Annotated in this window: 16 protein-coding genes; 6 read left to right on the forward strand and 10 right to left on the reverse strand. The window is 75.4% G+C overall.

Annotation, left to right across the window (positions count from 1 at the left end):
- The first annotated feature begins 4 nt into the window (after positions 1-4).
- A complete protein-coding gene (locus ECOMGDLI_RS17460; protein ID WP_369812764.1) occupies positions 5-919 on the forward strand; it encodes an acyl-CoA thioesterase in 915 nt (304 codons plus the stop codon).
- Positions 916-2283, forward strand: coding sequence for a cytochrome P450 (locus ECOMGDLI_RS17465; RefSeq protein ID WP_088318133.1), 1368 nt, complete (start codon positions 916-918; stop codon positions 2281-2283). The genes ECOMGDLI_RS17460 and ECOMGDLI_RS17465 overlap by 4 nt, the downstream gene beginning before the upstream one ends.
- On the opposite strand, the gene ECOMGDLI_RS17470 is transcribed toward ECOMGDLI_RS17465, so the two are convergent.
- The 5 genes from ECOMGDLI_RS17470 to ECOMGDLI_RS17490 all read right to left on the reverse strand — a co-directional run bounded on the left by ECOMGDLI_RS17470 (position 2222) and on the right by ECOMGDLI_RS17490 (position 10181).
- Positions 2222-4573 (reverse strand): bifunctional diguanylate cyclase/phosphodiesterase, encoded by a 2352-nt coding sequence (locus ECOMGDLI_RS17470; protein ID WP_088318134.1) that lies wholly within the window; start codon positions 4571-4573, stop codon positions 2222-2224. The two genes, ECOMGDLI_RS17465 and ECOMGDLI_RS17470, sit on opposite strands and share 62 nt — an antisense overlap.
- A gap of 64 nt (positions 4574-4637) precedes the next feature.
- A complete protein-coding gene (locus tag ECOMGDLI_RS17475; protein WP_158221044.1) occupies positions 4638-7022 on the reverse strand; it encodes a bifunctional diguanylate cyclase/phosphodiesterase in 2385 nt (794 codons plus the stop codon).
- 154 nt (positions 7023-7176) lie between these two features.
- Complete coding sequence (gene ettA / locus ECOMGDLI_RS17480; protein WP_088318136.1) at positions 7177-8853, reverse strand: energy-dependent translational throttle protein EttA; 1677 nt, start codon at positions 8851-8853, stop codon at positions 7177-7179.
- A 45-nt stretch (positions 8854-8898) separates the two neighbouring features.
- Positions 8899-9405, reverse strand: a complete 507-nt coding sequence (locus ECOMGDLI_RS17485; RefSeq protein ID WP_088318137.1) for a hypothetical protein — start codon at positions 9403-9405, stop codon at positions 8899-8901.
- 119 nt (positions 9406-9524) lie between these two features.
- Positions 9525-10181: a fasciclin domain-containing protein gene (locus ECOMGDLI_RS17490; protein ID WP_088318138.1), complete on the reverse strand. Its 657-nt coding sequence runs from the start codon at positions 10179-10181 to the stop codon at positions 9525-9527.
- Between the two features lie 297 nt (positions 10182-10478).
- Between ECOMGDLI_RS17490 and ECOMGDLI_RS17495 the strand changes: the two genes are divergently transcribed.
- From ECOMGDLI_RS17495 to ECOMGDLI_RS17505, 4 genes are read left to right on the forward strand one after another with little or no spacing between them, the layout of a single operon-like run.
- Positions 10479-12098, forward strand: a complete 1620-nt coding sequence (locus ECOMGDLI_RS17495) for a glycoside hydrolase family 13 protein (protein WP_369812765.1) — start codon at positions 10479-10481, stop codon at positions 12096-12098.
- Between the two features lie 45 nt (positions 12099-12143).
- Entirely contained in the window at positions 12144-12926 is a 783-nt protein-coding gene (locus ECOMGDLI_RS17500) for a hypothetical protein (RefSeq protein ID WP_088318139.1), read from the forward strand.
- Positions 12923-13609, forward strand: coding sequence for a hypothetical protein (locus tag ECOMGDLI_RS34715; RefSeq protein ID WP_158221045.1), 687 nt, complete (start codon positions 12923-12925; stop codon positions 13607-13609). The genes ECOMGDLI_RS17500 and ECOMGDLI_RS34715 overlap by 4 nt, the downstream gene beginning before the upstream one ends.
- Positions 13530-13919 (forward strand): hypothetical protein, encoded by a 390-nt coding sequence (locus tag ECOMGDLI_RS17505; RefSeq protein WP_158221046.1) that lies wholly within the window; start codon positions 13530-13532, stop codon positions 13917-13919. The genes ECOMGDLI_RS34715 and ECOMGDLI_RS17505 overlap by 80 nt, the downstream gene beginning before the upstream one ends.
- Positions 13920-14073: 154 nt before the next feature.
- Here ECOMGDLI_RS17505 and ECOMGDLI_RS17510 read toward each other — a convergent pair whose 3' ends face one another.
- The 5 genes from ECOMGDLI_RS17510 to cobT form a co-directional block, all read right to left on the reverse strand.
- On the reverse strand, positions 14074-14469 hold the full coding sequence (locus tag ECOMGDLI_RS17510) for a PPOX class F420-dependent oxidoreductase (protein ID WP_088318141.1): 396 nt from the start codon (positions 14467-14469) through the stop codon (positions 14074-14076).
- 138 nt (positions 14470-14607) lie between these two features.
- Positions 14608-15231, reverse strand: a complete 624-nt coding sequence (locus tag ECOMGDLI_RS17515) for a hypothetical protein (protein WP_088318142.1) — start codon at positions 15229-15231, stop codon at positions 14608-14610.
- A 70-nt stretch (positions 15232-15301) separates the two neighbouring features.
- Positions 15302-15802 carry a hypothetical protein gene (locus ECOMGDLI_RS17520; protein WP_088318143.1) on the reverse strand — a complete coding sequence of 167 codons (501 nt, stop codon included), beginning with the start codon at positions 15800-15802 and terminating at the stop codon, positions 15302-15304.
- Position 15803: 1 nt separating this feature from the next.
- The gene (gene cobA, locus ECOMGDLI_RS17525) at positions 15804-17096 is read right to left on the reverse strand and encodes a uroporphyrinogen-III C-methyltransferase (RefSeq protein WP_088318144.1); all 1293 of its coding nucleotides are present in this window, start codon (positions 17094-17096) and stop codon (positions 15804-15806) included.
- The gene (gene cobT / locus ECOMGDLI_RS17530) at positions 17093-18244 is read right to left on the reverse strand and encodes a nicotinate-nucleotide--dimethylbenzimidazole phosphoribosyltransferase (protein ID WP_088318145.1); all 1152 of its coding nucleotides are present in this window, start codon (positions 18242-18244) and stop codon (positions 17093-17095) included. The genes cobA and cobT overlap by 4 nt, the downstream gene beginning before the upstream one ends.
- Positions 18245-18459: the final 215 nt, after the last annotated feature.

Here is an 18459-nt window from a genome sequence, read left to right on the forward strand (position 1 = left end):
CCCCGTGCGCGAGCCCGACCCCGCCTGGCAGGAGAAGGCCCCGGCCGACGCGGACGAGGCGCTCGAGACGCTGCTGCGGGTGCTCGACCTGCGCGCGGTGCCCGCCGAGGGCGACGACGTCTTCACCGGGGAGAGCCAGCCGCAGCCGTGGGGCCGGGTCTACGGCGGGCAGGTGCTCGCGCAGTCCCTCGTCGCGGCCCAGCGCACGGTCGACGCGGACCGGCCGGTGCACTCGCTGCACGGCTACTTCCTGCGCGCCGGCGACTCGAACGAGCCGATCTCCTTCGCCGTGGAGCGGCTGCGGGACGGCCGCTCGTTCTCGGCCCGGCGCACGCACGCGCTCCAGTTCGGCCGGCCGATCCTGTCGATGATCGTCTCGTTCCAGGAGCCGGCCGACGGCGTCGACCACGCCGAGCCGATGCCGTCCGTGCCCGCCCCCGAGACGCTGCCGTCGGTCGCCGAGCGCTTCGCCGGCACCTACGGCGGCAACTACTGGGTGCGGCAGCGGCCGATCGACCTGCGGCACGTCGAGGAGCCGCTCTACGTCGACCCGGCCAAGGAGCCGTCGACCCGGCAGTCGCTGTGGATGCGGGCCGTCGGCCGGCTGCCCGACGACCCCGCGCTGCACGCCGCCGTCCTCGCCTACGCGAGCGACTACTCGCTCCTCGAGCCGATCCTGCGCGCCCACGGCCTCGCGTTCATCACCCCGGGCCTGAAGATGGCCAGCCTCGACCACGCGATGTGGTGGCACCGGCCCGCGCGGGCCGACGACTGGCTGCTCTACACCCAGGAGAGCCCGTCGGCGCAGGGCTCGCGGGGCCTCGGGCTCGGCCGGATCTACACCCGCGACGGCACGCTCGCGTGCTCGGTCGCCCAGGAGGGCATGGTCCGGGTGCCCCGGGAGAGCCTGCCGCGATGACCGCCACGAGCGCCGCCCCCGCCGCGCAGGGCCCGCCCCCGGGCCTGCGCGGGCTCCTGCTGGACTTCGACGCCATGCCGGAGAAGATGGCGGCGCTGGTCGCGACCCACTCGGGCGTCGTCCAGGGCCGCTCCGGCCCGATCCGGTTCGCGGTGCTGTGCGACCCGGGGCTGGCCCGCGAGCTGCTCACGCGCCCGACCGGGACGACGCAGGGCCGCGGCATCGCCGTCCTGCGGACGATCCTCGGCCAGGGTCTGCTCACGAGCAGCGGCGAGCTGCACAAGCGGCAGCGCCGGCTCGTGCAGCCGGCGTTCCACCCGGGCCGGATCGCCGTCTACGCGACCGACGCCGTCCGGGCGGCGCGAGAGCGCTCGGCACTGTGGCACGACGGGCAGCGGCTCGACCTCGCCGAGGAGATGTCGGCGCTGACGCTCGACGTCGTCGGCCGGACCATCTTCGGGATGGACGTCACCGAGGACGCTGCGACCGTCGCCCGCGCCCAGGGCGACCTGCTGAGCCTCTTCCCGCGGGTCATGCGACCGCTCGGCCTGCTCGCCGTCCGGCTGCCGACGCCGCTGCGACGGCGGGTCCGCCGGGACGTCGAAGCGCTCGACGAGGTCGTCGAGCACGTCGTCGCGGCCCGGCGCGCGGGCGGCGACACCGGCGACATGGTGAGCATGCTGCTCGCCGTCCGGGACGAGGAGACCGGCGAGCCGATGCCGGCCCGGCAGGTCCGCGACGAGGTCCTCACCCTGCTGCTCGCCGGGCACGAGACCACGGCGGTGCTCCTGTCGTGGGCCTGGTACGAGCTCGCCCGAGACCCGGAGGCGGCGGCCCTGCTCGACGCCGAGCTGGCGACGCCGCAGGCCCTCGACGCGCTGGACCGCGCGGACTGGCAGGCGCTGCCGGTGACCCGGGCCGTCGTCGCCGAGACGCTGCGGCTTCGCCCGCCGGCGCACACGACGACCCGGGTCGCGACCACCGACATCACCCTCGGCGACACGCAGGTGCGGGCCGGCACGGTCTGCTTCGTCTCGCCGTTCGCGCTGGGCCGCGACCCGAAGTCGTGGGGCCCGGACGCCGACCGGTGGCGGCCGCAGCGCTGGCTCGACCCCGAGGGCCGCTACGACGAGGCCGCCCCGGGCCAGCCCCGCGGGGCCTTCCTGCCGTTCGGGGCCGGCTCGCGGGTCTGCATCGGGGCCGCGTTCGCCCAGATGGAGGCGACGCTGCTGCTCGCGACGCTGGCCCGGGACTGGCGGGCCGAGGTGACGCCGGGCTTCGACCCCGGCCTGCAGCCGCTCGTCACCCTGCGGCCGCGCCGGGGGGTTCCTGCGACGCTGCGAGCGCGACGAGGTCCCACGTGACGGGCCGCCCGAACCAGTAGCCCTGCCCCTGGTCGGCGCCGAGGTCGACCGCGAGCCGGGCGGTGTCGCCGTCCTCGATGCCCTCGAGGGTGACGACGAGCCCGAGCCGGCGGGCGAGGTCGACGACGCCGGAGACGATCTGCCGGGTCCGCACGCTCGTCTGCGCCTCGCCGACGAGGGACTTGTCGACCTTGAGCGCCTGGACCGGCAGCCGCCGCAGGTACCCCAGTGCCGAGTACCCGGTGCCGAAGTCGTCGATGGCGACCTGCACCCCGAGGTCGTTGATCGCCGACAGCACCCGCACCGCCGGGTCGCCGGCCTCGATGACGACGGCCTCGGTGACCTCGACGACGAGGTCGCGCGCCGGCATCCCGGTCCGGGCGAGGACGTCGGCGAGCCCGTCGATGTACCCGGGCCCGCGCAGCTCCAGCGGCGAGACGTTGACGGCCAGGCGCAGCCCGGAGCCGACGAGCCCGTTCTCGCGGTAGCCCTCGACGGCCGACGCGAGGACGCACCGGCCGAGCTCGGGGACCAGGCCCGAGCGCTCCGCGACGACGACGAACTCGGCCGGCGGGACCTGGCCGAGCAGGTCGTCGTCCCATCGGGCGAGGGCCTCGACGGCGACGACGGCGCCGGTGCGCAGGTCCACGATCGGCTGCCCGACGGCCGTGACCGAGCCGTCGGCCAGCGCCTGCGCCAGCCGGGCCTCGAGGAGCAGCCGGCGCTCGCGCTGCCGGGCGACGACCCCGGGGTAGACCTGCACCCGGTCCCGGCCGAGCGCCTTCGCCGCCTGCAGCGCGGCCGCGGCCTCGACGACGGCGACGAGGCGGTCGGGCGCGGCGTGCGCGGGCGCGAGGCCGCGCACGCCCGGGACGGCGCCGGGGGCGGGGTCCACCCGGCCCACGCCGACGCTCACGGTGATCCGCGGACCGAGGCCGAGACCCGCGACCTGCTCGCGGACGGCCGCGGCGATCCGGTTGCCCAGCTGACGACCGGCGTCGACGTCGCCCGGGGTGAGGACGGCGAACTCGTCGCCGCCGGTCCGCGCGGCGACCCCGTCGTCGGGGGCCAGGGCGCGCAGCGCCTCGGCGACGACGACGAGCACCTCGTCGCCGGCCGCGTGGCCGTGCACGTCGTTGACGGCCTTGAAACCGTCGAGGTCGAGCGCGAGCACGGACCACTCCGCACCGGGCGGGATCCGCCGGATCCGGTCGGTGAGACCGCGGCGGTTCACCAGGTGGGTGAGCGGGTCGATCCGGGCCTGCCAGCGCAGCTGGGTGGTGAGGCGGGCCCGCAGCCGGCCGAGCACGCTCTCCCGGGCGGCGAAGAGGCAGACCGCGACGAGCACCGCCGCGGCCGCGACGGGGCCGCCCGGCACCGCCCGGCCCTCCTGCGGGAACAGCAGGACGCCGACGAGCACCAGGACCACGGAGCCGACGACCACCCCGGTCGCGAGGTCGGTCGACCGGATCTCCCGGCGTTCCGCGGTCTCCACCGGCACGAGCTCGGCGGGGACCGACCGGTTGTAGAGCATCTGGCGCACGGTGACGCCCCAGCCGATGCACCAGCCCAGCGTGAGCGGCCACGGCACGTGCCGGCCGCCGTCCGCGGGCCCGGCGGTGATGCCGGTGATCACGAGCCCCATCTCGGCGGCGACGAGCAGGGCGACCCCCAGCACGGACGCCGGCCCGGACGTCACGGGCTCCCGGACGACGACGAGCGCGACGAGCGCGACCTGCAGGGTGAGGACGAAGCACAGCGCCAGGGCGACGAGGACCTGCCCGCGGCCGAGGTCGAACCCCACCTCCGGGCCGATCTCGAGCACCCAGAGCGCGAGGATCACGCCGAAGGTCGCCAGCAGGGCGTCCAGCCCGAGGCGCAGGCTGCGCACCAGGCTGCGGTACGGGGAGACGACGAGCACCCCGACCGCCACCCCGATCGTCTGGACGGCGAGCGGCAGGTCGCCGAACGCCGGCAGCCCGAGGGGCGCACGCGACTGCTCCCAGGCCAGGACGAGCCACGTCCAGGCGCGCACGAAGGAGCCCAGCGCGAAGGCCCGCAGCGACGGCTCGGCGGGTCCGCGCGGCGGGAGGCGCAGGCCGAGGCGCTCGCCCACGAGCGCGGTCGCCGCTCCCACGGTGGCGACGAGGCCGCCGGACGCGAGGACCGACTCGTCCCGGACGACGTCGGCGACGACGAGGGCGACCGAGCCCAGCCAGGCGACCGCCACCACGACGCGCAGGACGGCGCCCGACCCGGGGGTCCGGTCGGGTCGGGGCACGCGCAGCACGCGTGCAGTATGACCGGTTCGCGCCGGCGGCGTGATCTTCGTCCGCAACCCGGCCGGTGCGCGGTCACGTCGGGCTGGTCGCGCTCCCACGGAACTGATCGGCGACCCCGGCCCAGTGCATCGGCCGGCCCAGGAAGTGCCCCTGGCCCAGGGAGGCACCGAGGTCCTCGGCCATCCGGGCCGTGTGCTCGTCCTCGACGCCCTCGACGACGACGGCGACCCCGATCCGGCCCGCGAGGTCCGCGAGACCGGCGAGCAGGTGCCGGGTGCGCATCGTCGTCCGGGCCTCGTCGAGCAGCGAGCGGTCGATCTTCAGCGCCTGGACCGGCAGCCGCCGCAGGTACCCGAGCGCCGAGTAGCCGGTGCCGAAGTCGTCGATGGCGACCCGGACACCGAGGTCGGTCAGGGCCCCGAGGACGCGGACCGCGGGGTCGTCCTCCTCGACGAGGACCGCCTCGGTGACCTCGATGACGAGGTGCCGCGGCGGGAACGCCGCGGCCGCGAGGATCCCGGCGACGGACTCGGCGAACGACGGGCTGCGCAGCTCGATCGGCGAGACGTTGACGCCGAGGGTCAGCCCGCTGCCGACGAGCCCCTGCGCGGCGAAGCCGTCGAGGGCGGACCGCAGCACCCGCGTGCCCATGGACGCGACGAGGCCGGTCTCCTCCGCGACCGGGACGAACTCCGAGGGCGGGACCGTCCCGAGCTCGGCGTCGTGCCAGCGGGCGAGGGCCTCGACCGCGACGACCCGCCGGGTCGCGAGGTCGACGACCGGCTGGCCGACCGACGTCACCCCGCCGGCGACGTCCTCCGCCGGGCCGGCGGCGGGCCCGGCGGGCTGCGGCCCGAGGACGTCGCGCAGCCGGGACTCGACGCGCAGCCTGCGCTCCCGCAGCCGGGCGACGTGCCCGGGGTAGACCTGTACCCGGTTGCGGCCGCCGGCCTTCGCCGACCGCAGCGCCGCGGACGCCTCGACGAGCGGCGTGAGCGGGTCGGTGCCCGCGGGATCCGCCGCGGCCGCGCCGCCCGGCCCCAGCCGCCCGACGCCGACGCTCACAGTGATGGGGACGGCGAGGGCGAGCGGCTCGAGCGCGCGCGGCACGGCGGCGACCACCGCGGCGCCGATCTGCCGGCCGTGCTCGACGTCCCCGGGCACGAGCATCGCGAACTCGTCCCCGCCGGTGCGGGCGGTGAGCGCGCCCGGCGGCGCGTTCGCGCGCAGGACACGTGCCACCTCGGCGAGCACGGTGTCGCCGCGGCTGTGGCCGTGGACGTCGTTGACGGCCTTGAAGCCGTCGAGGTCGAGGGCGAGCACCGCCCACTCGGAGCCGGCCGGGACCAGCCGGATCCGTTCGGACAGGCCCCGCCGGTTGGCCAGGCCGGTCCAGGGGTCGCGCAGCGCCTGCTCGGCGAGGTCCTCGGTGAGCTGCAGCCGGTCGGCCCCGACGAACGCCTCGTGCAGCGCGAACGACACGAGCGACAGGATCATGAGGGTGCCCGCGACGGCGCCGGTCGGTGCCGGGGCCATCCCCGTGACCCAGGTGAGGATCGCCGTGAGGACGCCGAGACCGGAGACGGCGAGGACGATCGTCGACGTGGCGGCCTGGCGCCGCAGCCGCATCAGGTGCGTCGGGGCCGGCGCGGCACCGGTCCGCACGGTGAGGACGCGCCACGCGAGCAGCGGCCAGCCGAGGCACCAGCAGGCGAGGGCGACCGCGGGCACGTGCCGCGGTCCCGAGAGCGACGTGAGCAGACCGGTCACGTCGCCGACGGTGATGAGCACGAGGGCGACCGTCGTCGGGCTCGTCCGGAGCACGCCTTCGGCACCGAGGACGAGGATGCCGGTGACGAGCTGCACGACGAACACGGCCACGAGCGCCAGGCACCACGCGAGGTCCGCGGCGGCGACGTCGTCCGCCGCCCGGCTGAACGCGACCGCCCAGAGCGCGAGGAGCGTCGTCGAGGTCGTCATGAGGATCTCGAGCACGAGCAGCCGGGACCGGTGGGGGCGCAGCCCGCGCGCCGCGGCGAGGGCCGCACCGATCGCGAGGAACCCGGTCACCGGGTTGACGGCGTCCCCGGGTTCGGGGACGCCGACCCGGCCGTCGAGCGCGGAGCCCGCGAGGAGCAACCAGGAGGCACCGCGCACGACCATGAGGCTGCCGACGACCCGGGCCGGCGGGATGTGCACCGCCGGCCGCAGGGTGAGGCCGAAGCGCTGGGCGAGCAGGACGACGAGCCCGGAGGCCAGGGCGACGAGCGCCCCGACGAGGTAGCCCGTGACCGGCCGGTGGTCGGGCTGCCCGGCCGGGGCGAGGAGCACGGCGGCGAGCACGCCGGCCAGGCCCAGGGCGGCCAGGACGGCGCCGGTCCGGCGGCTGCACGACCCGGTGAACGCAGCCCCCTCGGGGCCGGGAGCCGGTCCGGCACCGGGTCGTCGATCATGCACGCAGGCCAGTATGGACATCACCAACGGCCGATGCATCGATTCACGGCGTCCGCCCACGATGCGGGACGAACCGGTCGTGGCTCCCCCGGCCCGCGGGCACCGGTCGTGACGCGCAGGAGCCCCCCGACGACGCCGGGGGGCTCCTGCGGCAGGGTCAGTCGCGCGTGAGCTTGCGGTACGTGACCCGGTGCGGGCGGGCCGCGTCGGCGCCGAGCCGCTCGACCTTGTTCTCCTCGTACGAGGCGAAGTTGCCCTCGAACCAGAACCACCGCGCCGGGTTCTCGTCGTCACCCTCGTAGGCGAGGATGTGCGTCGCGACCCGGTCGAGGAACCACCGGTCGTGGGAGACGACCACGGCGCAGCCGGGGAACTCGAGCAGCGCGTTCTCGAGCGAGCCGAGCGTCTCGACGTCCAGGTCGTTCGTCGGCTCGTCGAGCAGCAGCAGGTTGCCGCCGAGCTTGAGCGTGAGCGCGAGGTTGAGCCGGTTGCGCTCGCCGCCGGACAGGACGCCGGCCGGCTTCTGCTGGTCCGGGCCCTTGAAGCCGAACGCCGAGATGTACGCCCGCGACGGCATCTCGACCTGGCCGACCTTGATGTAGTCGAGGCCGTCGGAGACGGTCTCCCAGACGTTCTTCTTCGGGTCGAGCGACGTGCGGCCCTGGTCGACGTAGGCGATCTTCACCGTCTCGCCGACCTTGAGGTCGCCGGAGTCGATCGGCTCGAGACCGACGATCGTCTTGAAGAGCGTGGTCTTGCCGACGCCGTTCGGGCCGATGACGCCGACGATGCCGTTGCGCGGCAACGAGAACGAGAGGTTCTCGATGAGCACCCGGTCACCGAAGCCCTTCGTCAGGCCCTTCGCCTCGATGACCTGGCTGCCCAGACGGGGGCCCGGCGGGATCTGGATCTCGTCGAAGTCGAGCTTGCGGGTGCGCTCGGCCTCCGCGGCCATCTCCTCGTAGCGGGCGAGCCGGGACTTGCTCTTCGTCTGGCGGCCCTTGGCGTTCTGCCGCACCCACTCCAGCTCCTCCTTGAGGCGCTTGGCGAGCTTGACGTCCTTGCGGCCCTGGACCTGCAGGCGCTCCTGTTTCTTCTCCAGGTACGTCGAGTAGTTGCCCTCGTACGGGTAGAGGCGGCCGCGGTCGATCTCGGCGATCCACTGCGCGACGTTGTCGAGGAAGTACCGGTCGTGCGTGACGGCGATGACGGCGCCCGCGTAGCCGGCGAGGTGCTGCTCGAGCCAGAGCACGCTCTCGGCGTCGAGGTGGTTCGTCGGCTCGTCGAGGAGCAGCAGGTCGGGCTTGCTCAGCAGGAGCTTGCACAGCGCGACCCGGCGGCGCTCGCCACCCGACAGGACGGTGACGTCGGCGTCCGGCGGCGGGCAGCGCAGGGCGTCCATCGCCTGCTCGAGCTGGGCGTCGAGGTCCCAGGCGTCGGCGTGGTCGATGTCCTCCTGGAGCCGGCCCATCTCCTCCATGAGCTCGTCGGAGTAGTCGACCGCCATCTTCTCGGCGATCTCGTTGTACCGGTCGAGCTTGACCTTGATCTCGCCGAGGCCCTCCTGGACGTTGCCCAGGACGTCCTTGTCCTCGGTGAGCGGCGGCTCCTGCTGGAGGATGCCGACCGTGTAGCCGGGCGTCAGCCGGGCCTCGCCGTTCGAGGGCTGGTCGAGGCCGGCCATGATCTTGAGGATGGTCGACTTGCCCGCACCGTTGGGGCCGACCATGCCGATCTTGGCGGACGGGTAGAACGACATCGAGACGTCGTCGAGGATGACCTTGTCACCGAGCGCCTTGCGCGCCTTCGTCATGGTGAAGATGAATTCCGCCATGACCTCCAAACTACCGGTCCGCGAGGGCGCGGCAGGACGGCGCCCTCAGCGGAAGCGGTGCGGCCGGTCCGCGGTCGCCCGGTCCCCGAGGAACCGGCCGAGGGCGACGGCGGCCAGCAGCCCGCCGAAGACCCAGGGCCACAGCAGGTCGTCGGCGCCGAGGACGGTGGTCCCCGCCCCGCCGGTCGTCACCGTGACGACGGCGCCGGGCCGGTAGGCGTCGTCGGTGAGGACCTCCGTGGGGGCGAGGACCTCGAGCGGTGCGGTCGCCCCCTCGTGGAGGACGCGGACCTGGAGGACGGCGTGCGGCCCGCGGCGGTCGTCCGGGTCGAGCGGGGTCACCGCCGTCCGCGTGAGCACCTCGGCCTCCTGGTGGTGCCGCGCGAGCGGGCTCGCCGCGAAGCCCAGCAGGAGCAGCCCGAGGACGGTGAGCGCGACGGTGACGGCGTTGCGCCGGGGCCGCCACGACGCGGACTTCCGCGACCAGTACTCCGGGTCCTCGCCCCGGTAGGCGATCGTGCCCTTGCCGACGTGGTGCTCCTTGAACGGCATGACGACCCCCTGCCGACGGCGACAAGATCACCGTAGACCGGCCGTCGCCCGGGCGACAGCCCCCGGACGCCGACGACCCGGCAGGCGCAGGCCTGCCGGGTCGTCGTGGAGCGGGCTCGTCAGTGCGCGGCGAGCGGCGGCAGGTCGACCGGGCGCAGCACCCGGTTGATGCCGTGGGCGATCTGCTTGTTGCCCTTGTTGATGTTCACCTTGTTCACGACCGGGTTCTTCGCGTTGGTGTCCTTGTCCCGCAGCGTGATCGTCGGGATCCACCAGTGCCAGGTGACCTTGACCTTGATCGTCCCGCCCTGGGCGGTCGTCAGCTTCGCGCCGTCGAGCTTGACCGCCTGCTTCGCGGTCACGGTCGCGCCGGGGACGACGTGGTAGAGCAGCACGGTCTCGACGGTGTCGATGCCGAGGCCGGCGACGGCGGCGAAGACGTCCTTCTCCTTGCTGACCCACTTACCGGTCAGCGAGTGCACGAGGTACCGGAAGGCCTGGTCGTTCGGGATGAACGCCGTGACGGCCACGTCGCCCTTCGTGAGGACGCCGACGGCCGACTTCGGCTTCGCGCCGAGCACCGCGAGGACGGCGGCCGTGACGATGTCGTAGTCGTACTTGTTCGTGTCGAAGCCGCTCTTGTCCGCGGTGAGCACCGCGGCGAGGGACTTCGTGCCGGTCGTCGTCGCGCTGGCGGACGGGGCGACGGCGGCGGTGCCCGCGAGGGAGAGGGCCGCAGCGGAGGCGACCAGGGCGAGGCGGCGCGAGAGCTTCATGGGCGAGACCTTTCGGATCGACGGCCGGACGCCGTTGTCGACCCCACTTCCGCGCACGTCGATCATCCGGATGCACCCGACGCGCGTTTTTCTCGCGGACGTCGGGGCGCAGTCGGGGTGACGTCCGTGAAAGCGCTTGTAGTGTGGTCGGCCGTGACGCCCGAGACCACCGACACGGCAGCCGCCCCGACGACCGGCCCGGCCTCCGCGCCCGCCGCCGGCGGAGCCGCTCCCGCCCCTGCTCCTGCTGCTGCTCCCGCCGCGACCCGTACGGACGACCCGTGGTGGCGCTCGGCGGTGACCTACCAGCTGTACATCCGCAGCTTCGCCGACGGCAACGGGGACGGCCTCGGCGACGTCGCCGGCATCCGGCAGCGGCTGCCCTATCTCGCGGCGCTCGGCGTCGACGCGATCTGGGTCAACCCGTGGTACCCGTCACCGCAGGCGGACGGCGGGTACGACGTCTCCGACTACCGCGACATCGAGCCGGCGTTCGGCACCCTCGACGAGGCGCAGGCGATGATCGACGAGGCGCACGCCCTGGGCCTCAAGGTCATCCTCGACATCGTCCCGAACCACACCTCGGACGAGCACGCCTGGTTCGTGGCGGCCCTCGCGGCAGGCCCGGGCTCGCCGGAGCGGGCGCGGTACCTCTTCCGGCCCGGCAAGGGCCCGGACGGCGCCCTGCCGCCGAACGACTGGAAGGCCGTCTTCGGCGGCCCGGCGTGGGAGCGGGTCACCGAGCCCGACGGGACGCCCGGGGAGTGGTACCTGCACCTGTTCGACCCCAAGCAGCCGGACCTCGACTGGGAGAACCCCGAGGTCCGCGGCGAGTTCCTCGACATCCTGCGGTTCTGGTTCGACCGCGGTGCCGACGGCTTCCGGATCGACGTCGCCCACGGTCTCGTCAAGGACCCGGCGATGCCGGACCTCGGGGACGACGAGGAGCACCTCCTCGGCACCCCGGACCGTGCGGACCACCCGCACTGGGACCTGCCCGGCGTCCACGACATCTACCGCGAGTGGCGCGTCCTCGCGGACTCCTACGACCCGCCGAAGCTGTTCGTCGCCGAGGCGTGGGTGTCCTCCCCCGAGCGGCTCGCGGCCTACCTGCGCCCCGACGAGCTGCACACGGCCTTCGACTTCGACTTCGTCCGCGCCGCGTGGGACGCCGCCGAGCTGCGGGCCACCGCGACGAGCTCGCTCGCCGCGCACGACCGGGTCGGTGCCCCGGTGATGTGGACCCTGAGCAACCACGACATCACCCGGCACGTGAGCCGGCTCGGCCGGCCGCAGTCGCAGCGCTCGGCGGACCCGCTGCACGGCGACAACGGCGAGACGGACGTCGAGCTCGGCCGCCGCCGGGCCCGGGCCGCGCTCCTCCTCGAGCTCGCGCTGCCCGGCGGGGTGTATCTCTACCAGGGCGAGGAGCTCGGCCTCGAGGAGGTCGAGGACCTGCCCGAGGAGCTCCTCCAGGACCCGACGTGGGAGCGGTCGGGGCACGTGGAGCGCGGCCGCGACGGGTGCCGGGTGCCGCTGCCGTGGGCGCCGGACGGGCCGTCGCTGGGCTTCGGCGACGCCGCGCCCTGGCTGCCGCAGCCGGCGTCCTGGGCGGCGGTGTCCGCGGCGTCCCAGGAGGGCGACCCGACGTCGATGCTCGCGCTCTACCGGGAGGCGCTGCGGCTTCGGCGGGACCTGCCGGGCCTCGGCGCCGGCACGGGCGCGGACGTCACGTGGCTCGACCTCGGGGACGACGTCGTCGCCTTCCGCCGCGAGCCGGGTGTCGCCTGCCTGGTCAACTGCGGGTCCACGCCGGTGCCGCTGCCCGCGGGGACGGTGCTGCTGTCGAGCGTCCCGCTGGACCTGTCGGCGTCCGCCGAGCTGCCCGCCGACACCGCCGTCTGGCTGGCCGTCTGACGGGACCGCCGTCCCGGGCGGTCCGGCGGGGCCTACCCTGGCGCCGTGATCGGGGTCGGGGGCGGGCGCTGCGACGTCCGTGAGTGGGGGGCGCAGCCCGCGGCGCTGCTGCGGTGCCGGGTGCGCTTCCTGCTCGTGGCGGGCGTCGTCATCGCCCTGCTCGGGGCCGGCTTCGTCCTCGAGGGCGATGGGCTGCCGGCGACCGCGCTCGGCGTCGGGGCGCTGGGCCTCATGGCCGTCGCGACGGCCGCCGTCCGGCGCCCGGTGTCGAAGGGGCCGGCGCCGTTGCGCCGACCGGTGACGACGGACCCGGCCGCCGCGCCGCCGCCCGGCCCCGCCGACGCCGCGGTCGAGCGGCGGCACCGGCGTGCCCGGGTCGTCGCGAGCCTGGTGCTCGTCGTCGCCGCCCCGCTCGGCCACCACGTCTCCCGGCACCCCGGCGAGGACCCGACACTGCTGTCGGCCTTCGTCGGCCTCGGCCTCTACGTCCTGCTCACCGTCGACCTGCCCTGGCTCTACGACACCCGCCGGCTCGGTGCCCGCCCGCTCGTCCGGACGACGCTCACGGTCCGCGCCGTCGGCGTCCCCGGCCGCGGCCTGCTCGTCCTCACCTGCGACACCCTCGCGTGGACCGCGCTGCGCACCGGCGTCCTCGCCGACGCCGTCGTCGGGGACGTCCTCGTCGCCGACGTCGACGCCCGCGACCACGACCCGGTCGTCCTCACCCTCGGCGACCGGCGCACCGTCTCGCCGAAGGTGCACCCGCTGACGGCGCCGCGGCTGCGGGCGATCGTCGCCGACGTCCCGCCGGTGCGGACCGCTGCGTGACGGGCGACGCGACGGACGACGCGACGAAGCGGCCGGCGCTCGAGCCGGGGATGCTGCGGCGGGCCCGACCCGACGGGTACTGGGCGCGGGCGTTCCGGCGGCGGCCGTGGGCGACGTCCGCGATGGTCATCCTGCCGATCGGGGTCGTCGTCGGGGTTCCGCTGCTCGCCGAGGCCTGGGTCGGCGTCCACCTCACGGGGGGCGCCGTCATCCTCGGCTGGTTCACGTTCTCGGGCCTGCGCACCAGGGTCCGGGCCACGGCCGACGCCGCGGACGAGGCGGAGGGTGCGGATCCCGGGCGTGCGCCGGTCGACGTCCGTGGTGACGCGGTGGTCCGCCCCTCCTTCGGGCCGGGCACCGTGACGGCCGCCCGCGCCCGCGACCACACCGTCACGGTGCTGGTCCTCGTCGGCGGTCCCGGCGCCGTCACGCTCGCCGTCGCCGTCGTCCGCCGGCCGTTCGACCTCGTGCTCCTCGGTATCGCAGCGGCCCTCGTCGGTGCCGCGCTCACGGCGGTCGTCAACCACCCGCCTCTCTCTGAAGCGGCGGACGAGCGCGTTCCTCGCCCGCGCCCTCGAACCGGTGCCGGTCCGGGTCGTCGGGATGCGCAGCGACGGCCTGTCCTGGGTCGTCGAGACGCTCGACGGCGAGGCCCGCAGCGATGTCGTGCTGCAGGCCGGTGACGACCTGCTCGTCGCGGGGGACGTCGTCCGTGCCTGGGGTGACGCGACCCCGCAGGCCGGCACCCCGCCGCGGCAGCGACGGCTCGCGCTCACCGGCCCGTTCGGCACCCTCTGGGTCTCGTGCTTCCTCGACGACCGGGACGTCGGGGTGCGCGACCGCACCGCGGCCGGCCGGTCGGCCTCCGAGGCCCCGAGGCCCGACGGCGTCGTCGAGGTCCTCGTCCCCGGAGCCGGTCGGCTGCCCGACGTCCGTCGCGCCGACGGCACCGTCGTCCGCGCACGCCGCACGTCACCGCCGCGACGAACCTGAGCCGCGCGGCGCGGCGGCTCACCGCTGCCTACGCCGTGCGAGACCGGTCAGGCTCCCCGCGAGTACGTCCACGGGCCGTGGGACGACGTCGATCGTGTGCACCCGAGGAGCCTGAGCAGCAGCGGGTGCGGTCCCGGCGTCCGGCGGCCGCGCGTCAGACGGTGATGCGGATCGCGGCGCCCTCGCTCACGTCGGTGCCGCGGCGTCGTTGCGCCCACATCGCGATCGTGTACATGAAGCCGTAGCGGGCCTTGACGAGCTGCTGGGTGCGCTCGACGTCCGCGAGGTCGGTGAGCAGCTCGGCCGTGGCCTCGACATCGGTGACGCCGGGCTTGACCCGGCCGCGCCCGTCGCAGGGCGCGAGGAGTACGCGCGCGGTGTGCCGCAGCCGCTTCGCCTTGCCCGTGCCGAGGGCGGTGATGACGAGCAGGTGCGCACCGTCGCGGACCAGCCAGACGGGGGTCGGCACCGCTGTCCCGTCCTTCTTGAAGGTCGTGAGGCGCACGTACTTCGCGTTGCCGAGGACGTCGAGGGTCTGGGCGTCGGTCATGACAGGCAATCTACGGTCGACCGGGCGGTGCCGATCCCCGGTACGGTCCCGGATCGCCGACGACGGGCGGACGTCGACCGCGCCTGGTCGCGGACGTCACCCGTTCACGCCATGCGGCGGGGAGCATCCGGGCGTGTGTCAGGTCAGCGGGTCGGCGTACTCGGGCAACCGGCCGGCGAGGCGGACCGGCACTCCCGGTGCGAGGTGGCGGACCGCGGCCAGGACCTGCGCGCCGTCACCCACGCTGTCCGGCAGCTGTCGGCGGTCCGCCGTCCCGTCCCGGTGGTCGACCTGGAAGAACCAGCCGAACCTGTTCTGGCGCTTGTCGTCGACCTCCACCTCCCAGGTGAGGCCGTAGGTGCGCACCCCTGCCACGTCCCCCCACGCCGTCCGGTGCTCCGAGGCCGTCCGGTGCCGCACACCGATGTCCTGAGGCGGCGTGCCCAGGGTCACGCCGTCGACGTCGACGCGGATGATCACTGCATGTCGCACGGCCCGGGAGACCGTCCTGAAGAACGCCCATGAGAGCGCCGCCAGCATGGGGCCCAGGAAGGCGAGGATGGCGAGCGTGCCCGCGACCGGGTGCGGCTGCAGCCGTCCGTCCAGGTAGCCGTCGACGACGACGTACAGCAGCCAGCCGACGAACCCCATGGCCGCGCCCAGGCCCGCGATCCGGCGGGCAGAGGACAGCAGACCCTCGGTGAGGAGGAAGGACCCGTCGGCCTGCCAGAAGCGGCCCTGCGGGCTCGCCCGATCCACCATGGCAGACACATACCGGCCCTGGATGAATGGCGGGTGAACGCGGACGCGGGTCGCTAGATGGCCTGAACCGTCAGCGTGGCGGGTACCGCGCCAGCTCTCGGGTCCAGCGCCCCGCGGCGACGCCGAGCGCGTCGGCGGCCGTCACGAGCGTCAGCGTCACCGGAGCGCGGCTGGCGGCGTCCGGCGGGAGCGCCTCGGCGCTGAGGGTCACGCGGACGGCGACCCGCCCGGGCGTCGGGACCGTGGCGAGGTCGAACGCGAGAGCAGGCTCGGTGAAGGAGATGCGACCGTCCTCGAGCCAGGCGTCCGTGACGTCGGCGGGGACGCCGTCCGCGACCGCACGCAGCCACGCACCGAGGTCGGCCGCCTCCCAGGCGGTGAGGCAGCCGTCCTCGAACGACCACCGCGTGCCGTCGGCCGTCGTGACGTCGCCGCGGACGAGAAGCCAGTTGAGGTCGTCCTCGTCGGGTTCGGCGTCCGGGTCGGTGGCCGCGAGGGCCTCGACGTCGGGGAACTCGTACCCGAGCACCGTGAGCGAGAACCGGGCGCCGTCGTCCGACACGAGCTCCATGTCAGACGCCCGGGGCCGTGGCGGGCGCGGACGACGGCAGGAGCCGCTCGCGCAGCGCGACGACTCCCCCGACGACAACGATCGCCGGCGGCCGGACCCCCGCGGCGGTCGCGGCGCCGGCGATGCCGGCGAGGGTGCCGGTGACGACGCGCTCGGTCGGCAGCGACCCGTCCTGGACGACCGCGGCGGGGGTCTGCGGGTCGCGGCCGTGGGCGAGCAGGATCTCCGCGATCTGCGGGAGCCGGTCGACGGCCATGAGGAGCACGAGGGTGCCGCGCAGCCGGGCCAGGCCGGGCCAGTCGACGAGCGAGCCGGGGTCGTCGGGGGCGAGGTGGCCGGAGACGACGACGGCCTCGTGGGCGACGCCGCGGTGCGTGAGCGGGATGCCGGCGAGGCCGGGGACCGAGATCGCGCTCGTGACGCCGGGGACGACCGTCACCGGGACGCCGGCGCGGACGCACGCCTCGACCTCCTCGGAGCCGCGGCCGAAGACGTACGGGTCGCCGCCCTTGAGCCGGACGACGAACCGGCCGGCGAGAGCGTGCTCGACGAGGCAGGCGTTGATCGCCTCCTGCGCCATGAACCGGCCTCGCGGCAGCTTCGCGGCGTCGACGACCTCGACGTGCGGGGCGAGCTCGGCGAGCAGGCCCTGCGGGGCGAGGCGGTCGACGACGACGACGTCGGCGTGGGCGAGCAGGCGGCGGCCACGGACGGTGATGAGGTCCGCGTCCCCCGGGCCGCCGCCGACGACGGCGACCCCGGGCAGCGCCACCGTCGCCCCCTGCACTCTCGGCGGCCGGCGCGGCAGGGTGTCGAGGCGGCCCTCGCGCATGGCCTCGACGACGCCGTCCCGGACGGCGACGGCCCGGCGCGGGTCGCCGCCGCCGAGCACGGCGACGCTCACGGCGCCCTGCCGCCCCGTGGCCGGGGTGACGGCCGTGCCCCGCGCCCCGTCGTCCGCCCGGACGCAGAACACGCGTCGGGCCTCGGCGTGGGCGACGACCCGGGCGTTGACCGCTGCGTCGTCGGTGAGCGCGAGCACGTACCAGGCGCCGTCGAGGTCGCCGTCCGCGTAGGTGCGCTCGTGCCACGTGATCGTGCCGGTCGTGGCGTGCGGCTCCAGGGTCGGCGTTAGCCGGGGCGCGACGACGGTGACGTCGGCGCCCGCGGCGAGCAGCCCCGGCACCCGGCGCTGGGCGACCGCCCCGCCGCCGACGACGACGACCCGGCGGCCCGCGAGGCGCAGCCCGGCGAGGTAGGGGTCCGGCGCCGGGGCGGTCACACCGTCGCTCATGCGGAGGACGTCGCCGTGTCGCCCTTGTCCGCGACACCGGCCGAGTCGAAGGTCGCCATGTCGCGCAGCGCGCGGGCGGCGGCCTGCACCAGCGGCAGGGCGAGCACCGCGCCGGTGCCCTCGCCGAGGCGCAGGTCGAGGTCGACGAGCGCCCGCAGGCCGAGGGCCTCGAGGGCGACGGCGTGCCCCGGCTCGGCCGACCGGTGGCCGGCGACGCACGCGTCGATCGCGGCGGGAGCCAGCGCACGGACGACGAGCGCCGCGGCGCCGGCGATGACGCCGTCGAGGATCACCGGCACGCGGGCGGCGGCGCCGCCGAGGACGAACCCCGCGATCGCCGCGTGCTCGAGCCCGCCGAACGCGGCGAGGACACCGACCGGGTCGGTCCCGGCGGCGGCCACGGCGTCGGCGTGGACGGCGAGGCCCTGCTCGACCACGGTGACCTTGCGCCGCCAGGTCTGGTCGTCGACACCGGTGCCCCGGCCGGTGACGTCGGCGGCGGGGGCCCCGGTGAAGGTGGCGACGAGCGCGGCGGACGCCGTGGTGTTCGCGATGCCCATGTCACCGGTGAGCAGGCAGCGATGCCCTTCGGCGGCGAGGCGCTGCGCGACGTCGACACCCGCGGCGAGCGCGGCGTGCACCTCGTCGCGGGTCAGCGCCGGGCCCTGGGTGAGGTCCCGGGTGCCGGCCCGGACACGTCGGTCGAGCAGGACGTCCTCCGTGCCCTCGGCGAGCGGCAGCGGGGACGCGACCCCGACGTCGACGACGACGACCCGGGCCCCGGCCTGCGCGGCGAACGCGTTGACGGCGGCGCCGCCCGCGACGAAGTTCGCGACCATCTGGGCCGTGACCTCCTGCGGCCACGGCGTGACCCCCTGCGCGTGGACCCCGTGGTCGGCGGCGAAGACGGCCACCGCGGCGGGCTCGGGCATCGGCGGCGGGCAGACCCCGGCGAGGCCGGCGAGCCGGACCGAGACGTCCTCGAGCACCCCGAGGGCGCCGCGCGGCTTCGTGAGCCGGTCCTGCCGCTCGCGAGCCTGCCGGGTCGCGTCTGGGTCGAGCGGACGGACGGCGGCGACCGTCGCCGCGACGAGCGCAGCGGCGTCCTGGGCCGACGGTGCGTCCGACCCGGTCGGCAGGTGCGTCATGCGGAGCCCTCCTCGATGCGTGCGGCGCGGTGCGTGATCGTGCGACGCCTGCGCCGTGCTGCCCCCGGCACGGTGCGTGCCACGGCCCGGTCGAGCCTAGAGCCTGCCCGTGAGCGACCGTCCCGAGCGGTCCGTACCTCTCGGACGCCCGGTCCGCCCGGTCCGCCCCGCACGCCGGCGTCGGCCTGCGCGGCGTCGGCCTGCGCGGCGTCGGC

Source organism: Kineosporia sp. R_H_3, from assembly GCF_002198675.1.
Lineage (GTDB): Bacteria > Actinomycetota > Actinomycetes > Actinomycetales > Kineosporiaceae > R-H-3.

What these genes read in the sequence shown, in the direction of transcription:
- ECOMGDLI_RS17520 (WP_088318143.1), bottom strand. Translation starts at nt 15,802, where the DNA reads ATGGAGCTCGTGTCGGACGACGGCGCCCGGTTCTCGCTCACGGTGCTC.
- cobT (WP_088318145.1), bottom strand. Translation starts at nt 18,244, where the DNA reads ATGACGCACCTGCCGACCGGGTCGGACGCACCGTCGGCCCAGGACGCC.
- cobA (WP_088318144.1), bottom strand. Translation starts at nt 17,096, where the DNA reads ATGAGCGACGGTGTGACCGCCCCGGCGCCGGACCCCTACCTCGCCGGG.
- ECOMGDLI_RS17505 (WP_158221046.1), top strand. Translation starts at nt 13,530, where the DNA reads ATGCGCAGCGACGGCCTGTCCTGGGTCGTCGAGACGCTCGACGGCGAG.
- ECOMGDLI_RS17465 (WP_088318133.1), top strand. Translation starts at nt 916, where the DNA reads ATGACCGCCACGAGCGCCGCCCCCGCCGCGCAGGGCCCGCCCCCGGGC.
- ECOMGDLI_RS17485 (WP_088318137.1), bottom strand. Translation starts at nt 9,405, where the DNA reads ATGCCGTTCAAGGAGCACCACGTCGGCAAGGGCACGATCGCCTACCGG.
- ECOMGDLI_RS17515 (WP_088318142.1), bottom strand. Translation starts at nt 15,231, where the DNA reads ATGGTGGATCGGGCGAGCCCGCAGGGCCGCTTCTGGCAGGCCGACGGG.
- ECOMGDLI_RS17490 (WP_088318138.1), bottom strand. Translation starts at nt 10,181, where the DNA reads ATGAAGCTCTCGCGCCGCCTCGCCCTGGTCGCCTCCGCTGCGGCCCTC.
- ECOMGDLI_RS17510 (WP_088318141.1), bottom strand. Translation starts at nt 14,469, where the DNA reads ATGACCGACGCCCAGACCCTCGACGTCCTCGGCAACGCGAAGTACGTG.
- ettA (WP_088318136.1), bottom strand. Translation starts at nt 8,853, where the DNA reads ATGGCGGAATTCATCTTCACCATGACGAAGGCGCGCAAGGCGCTCGGT.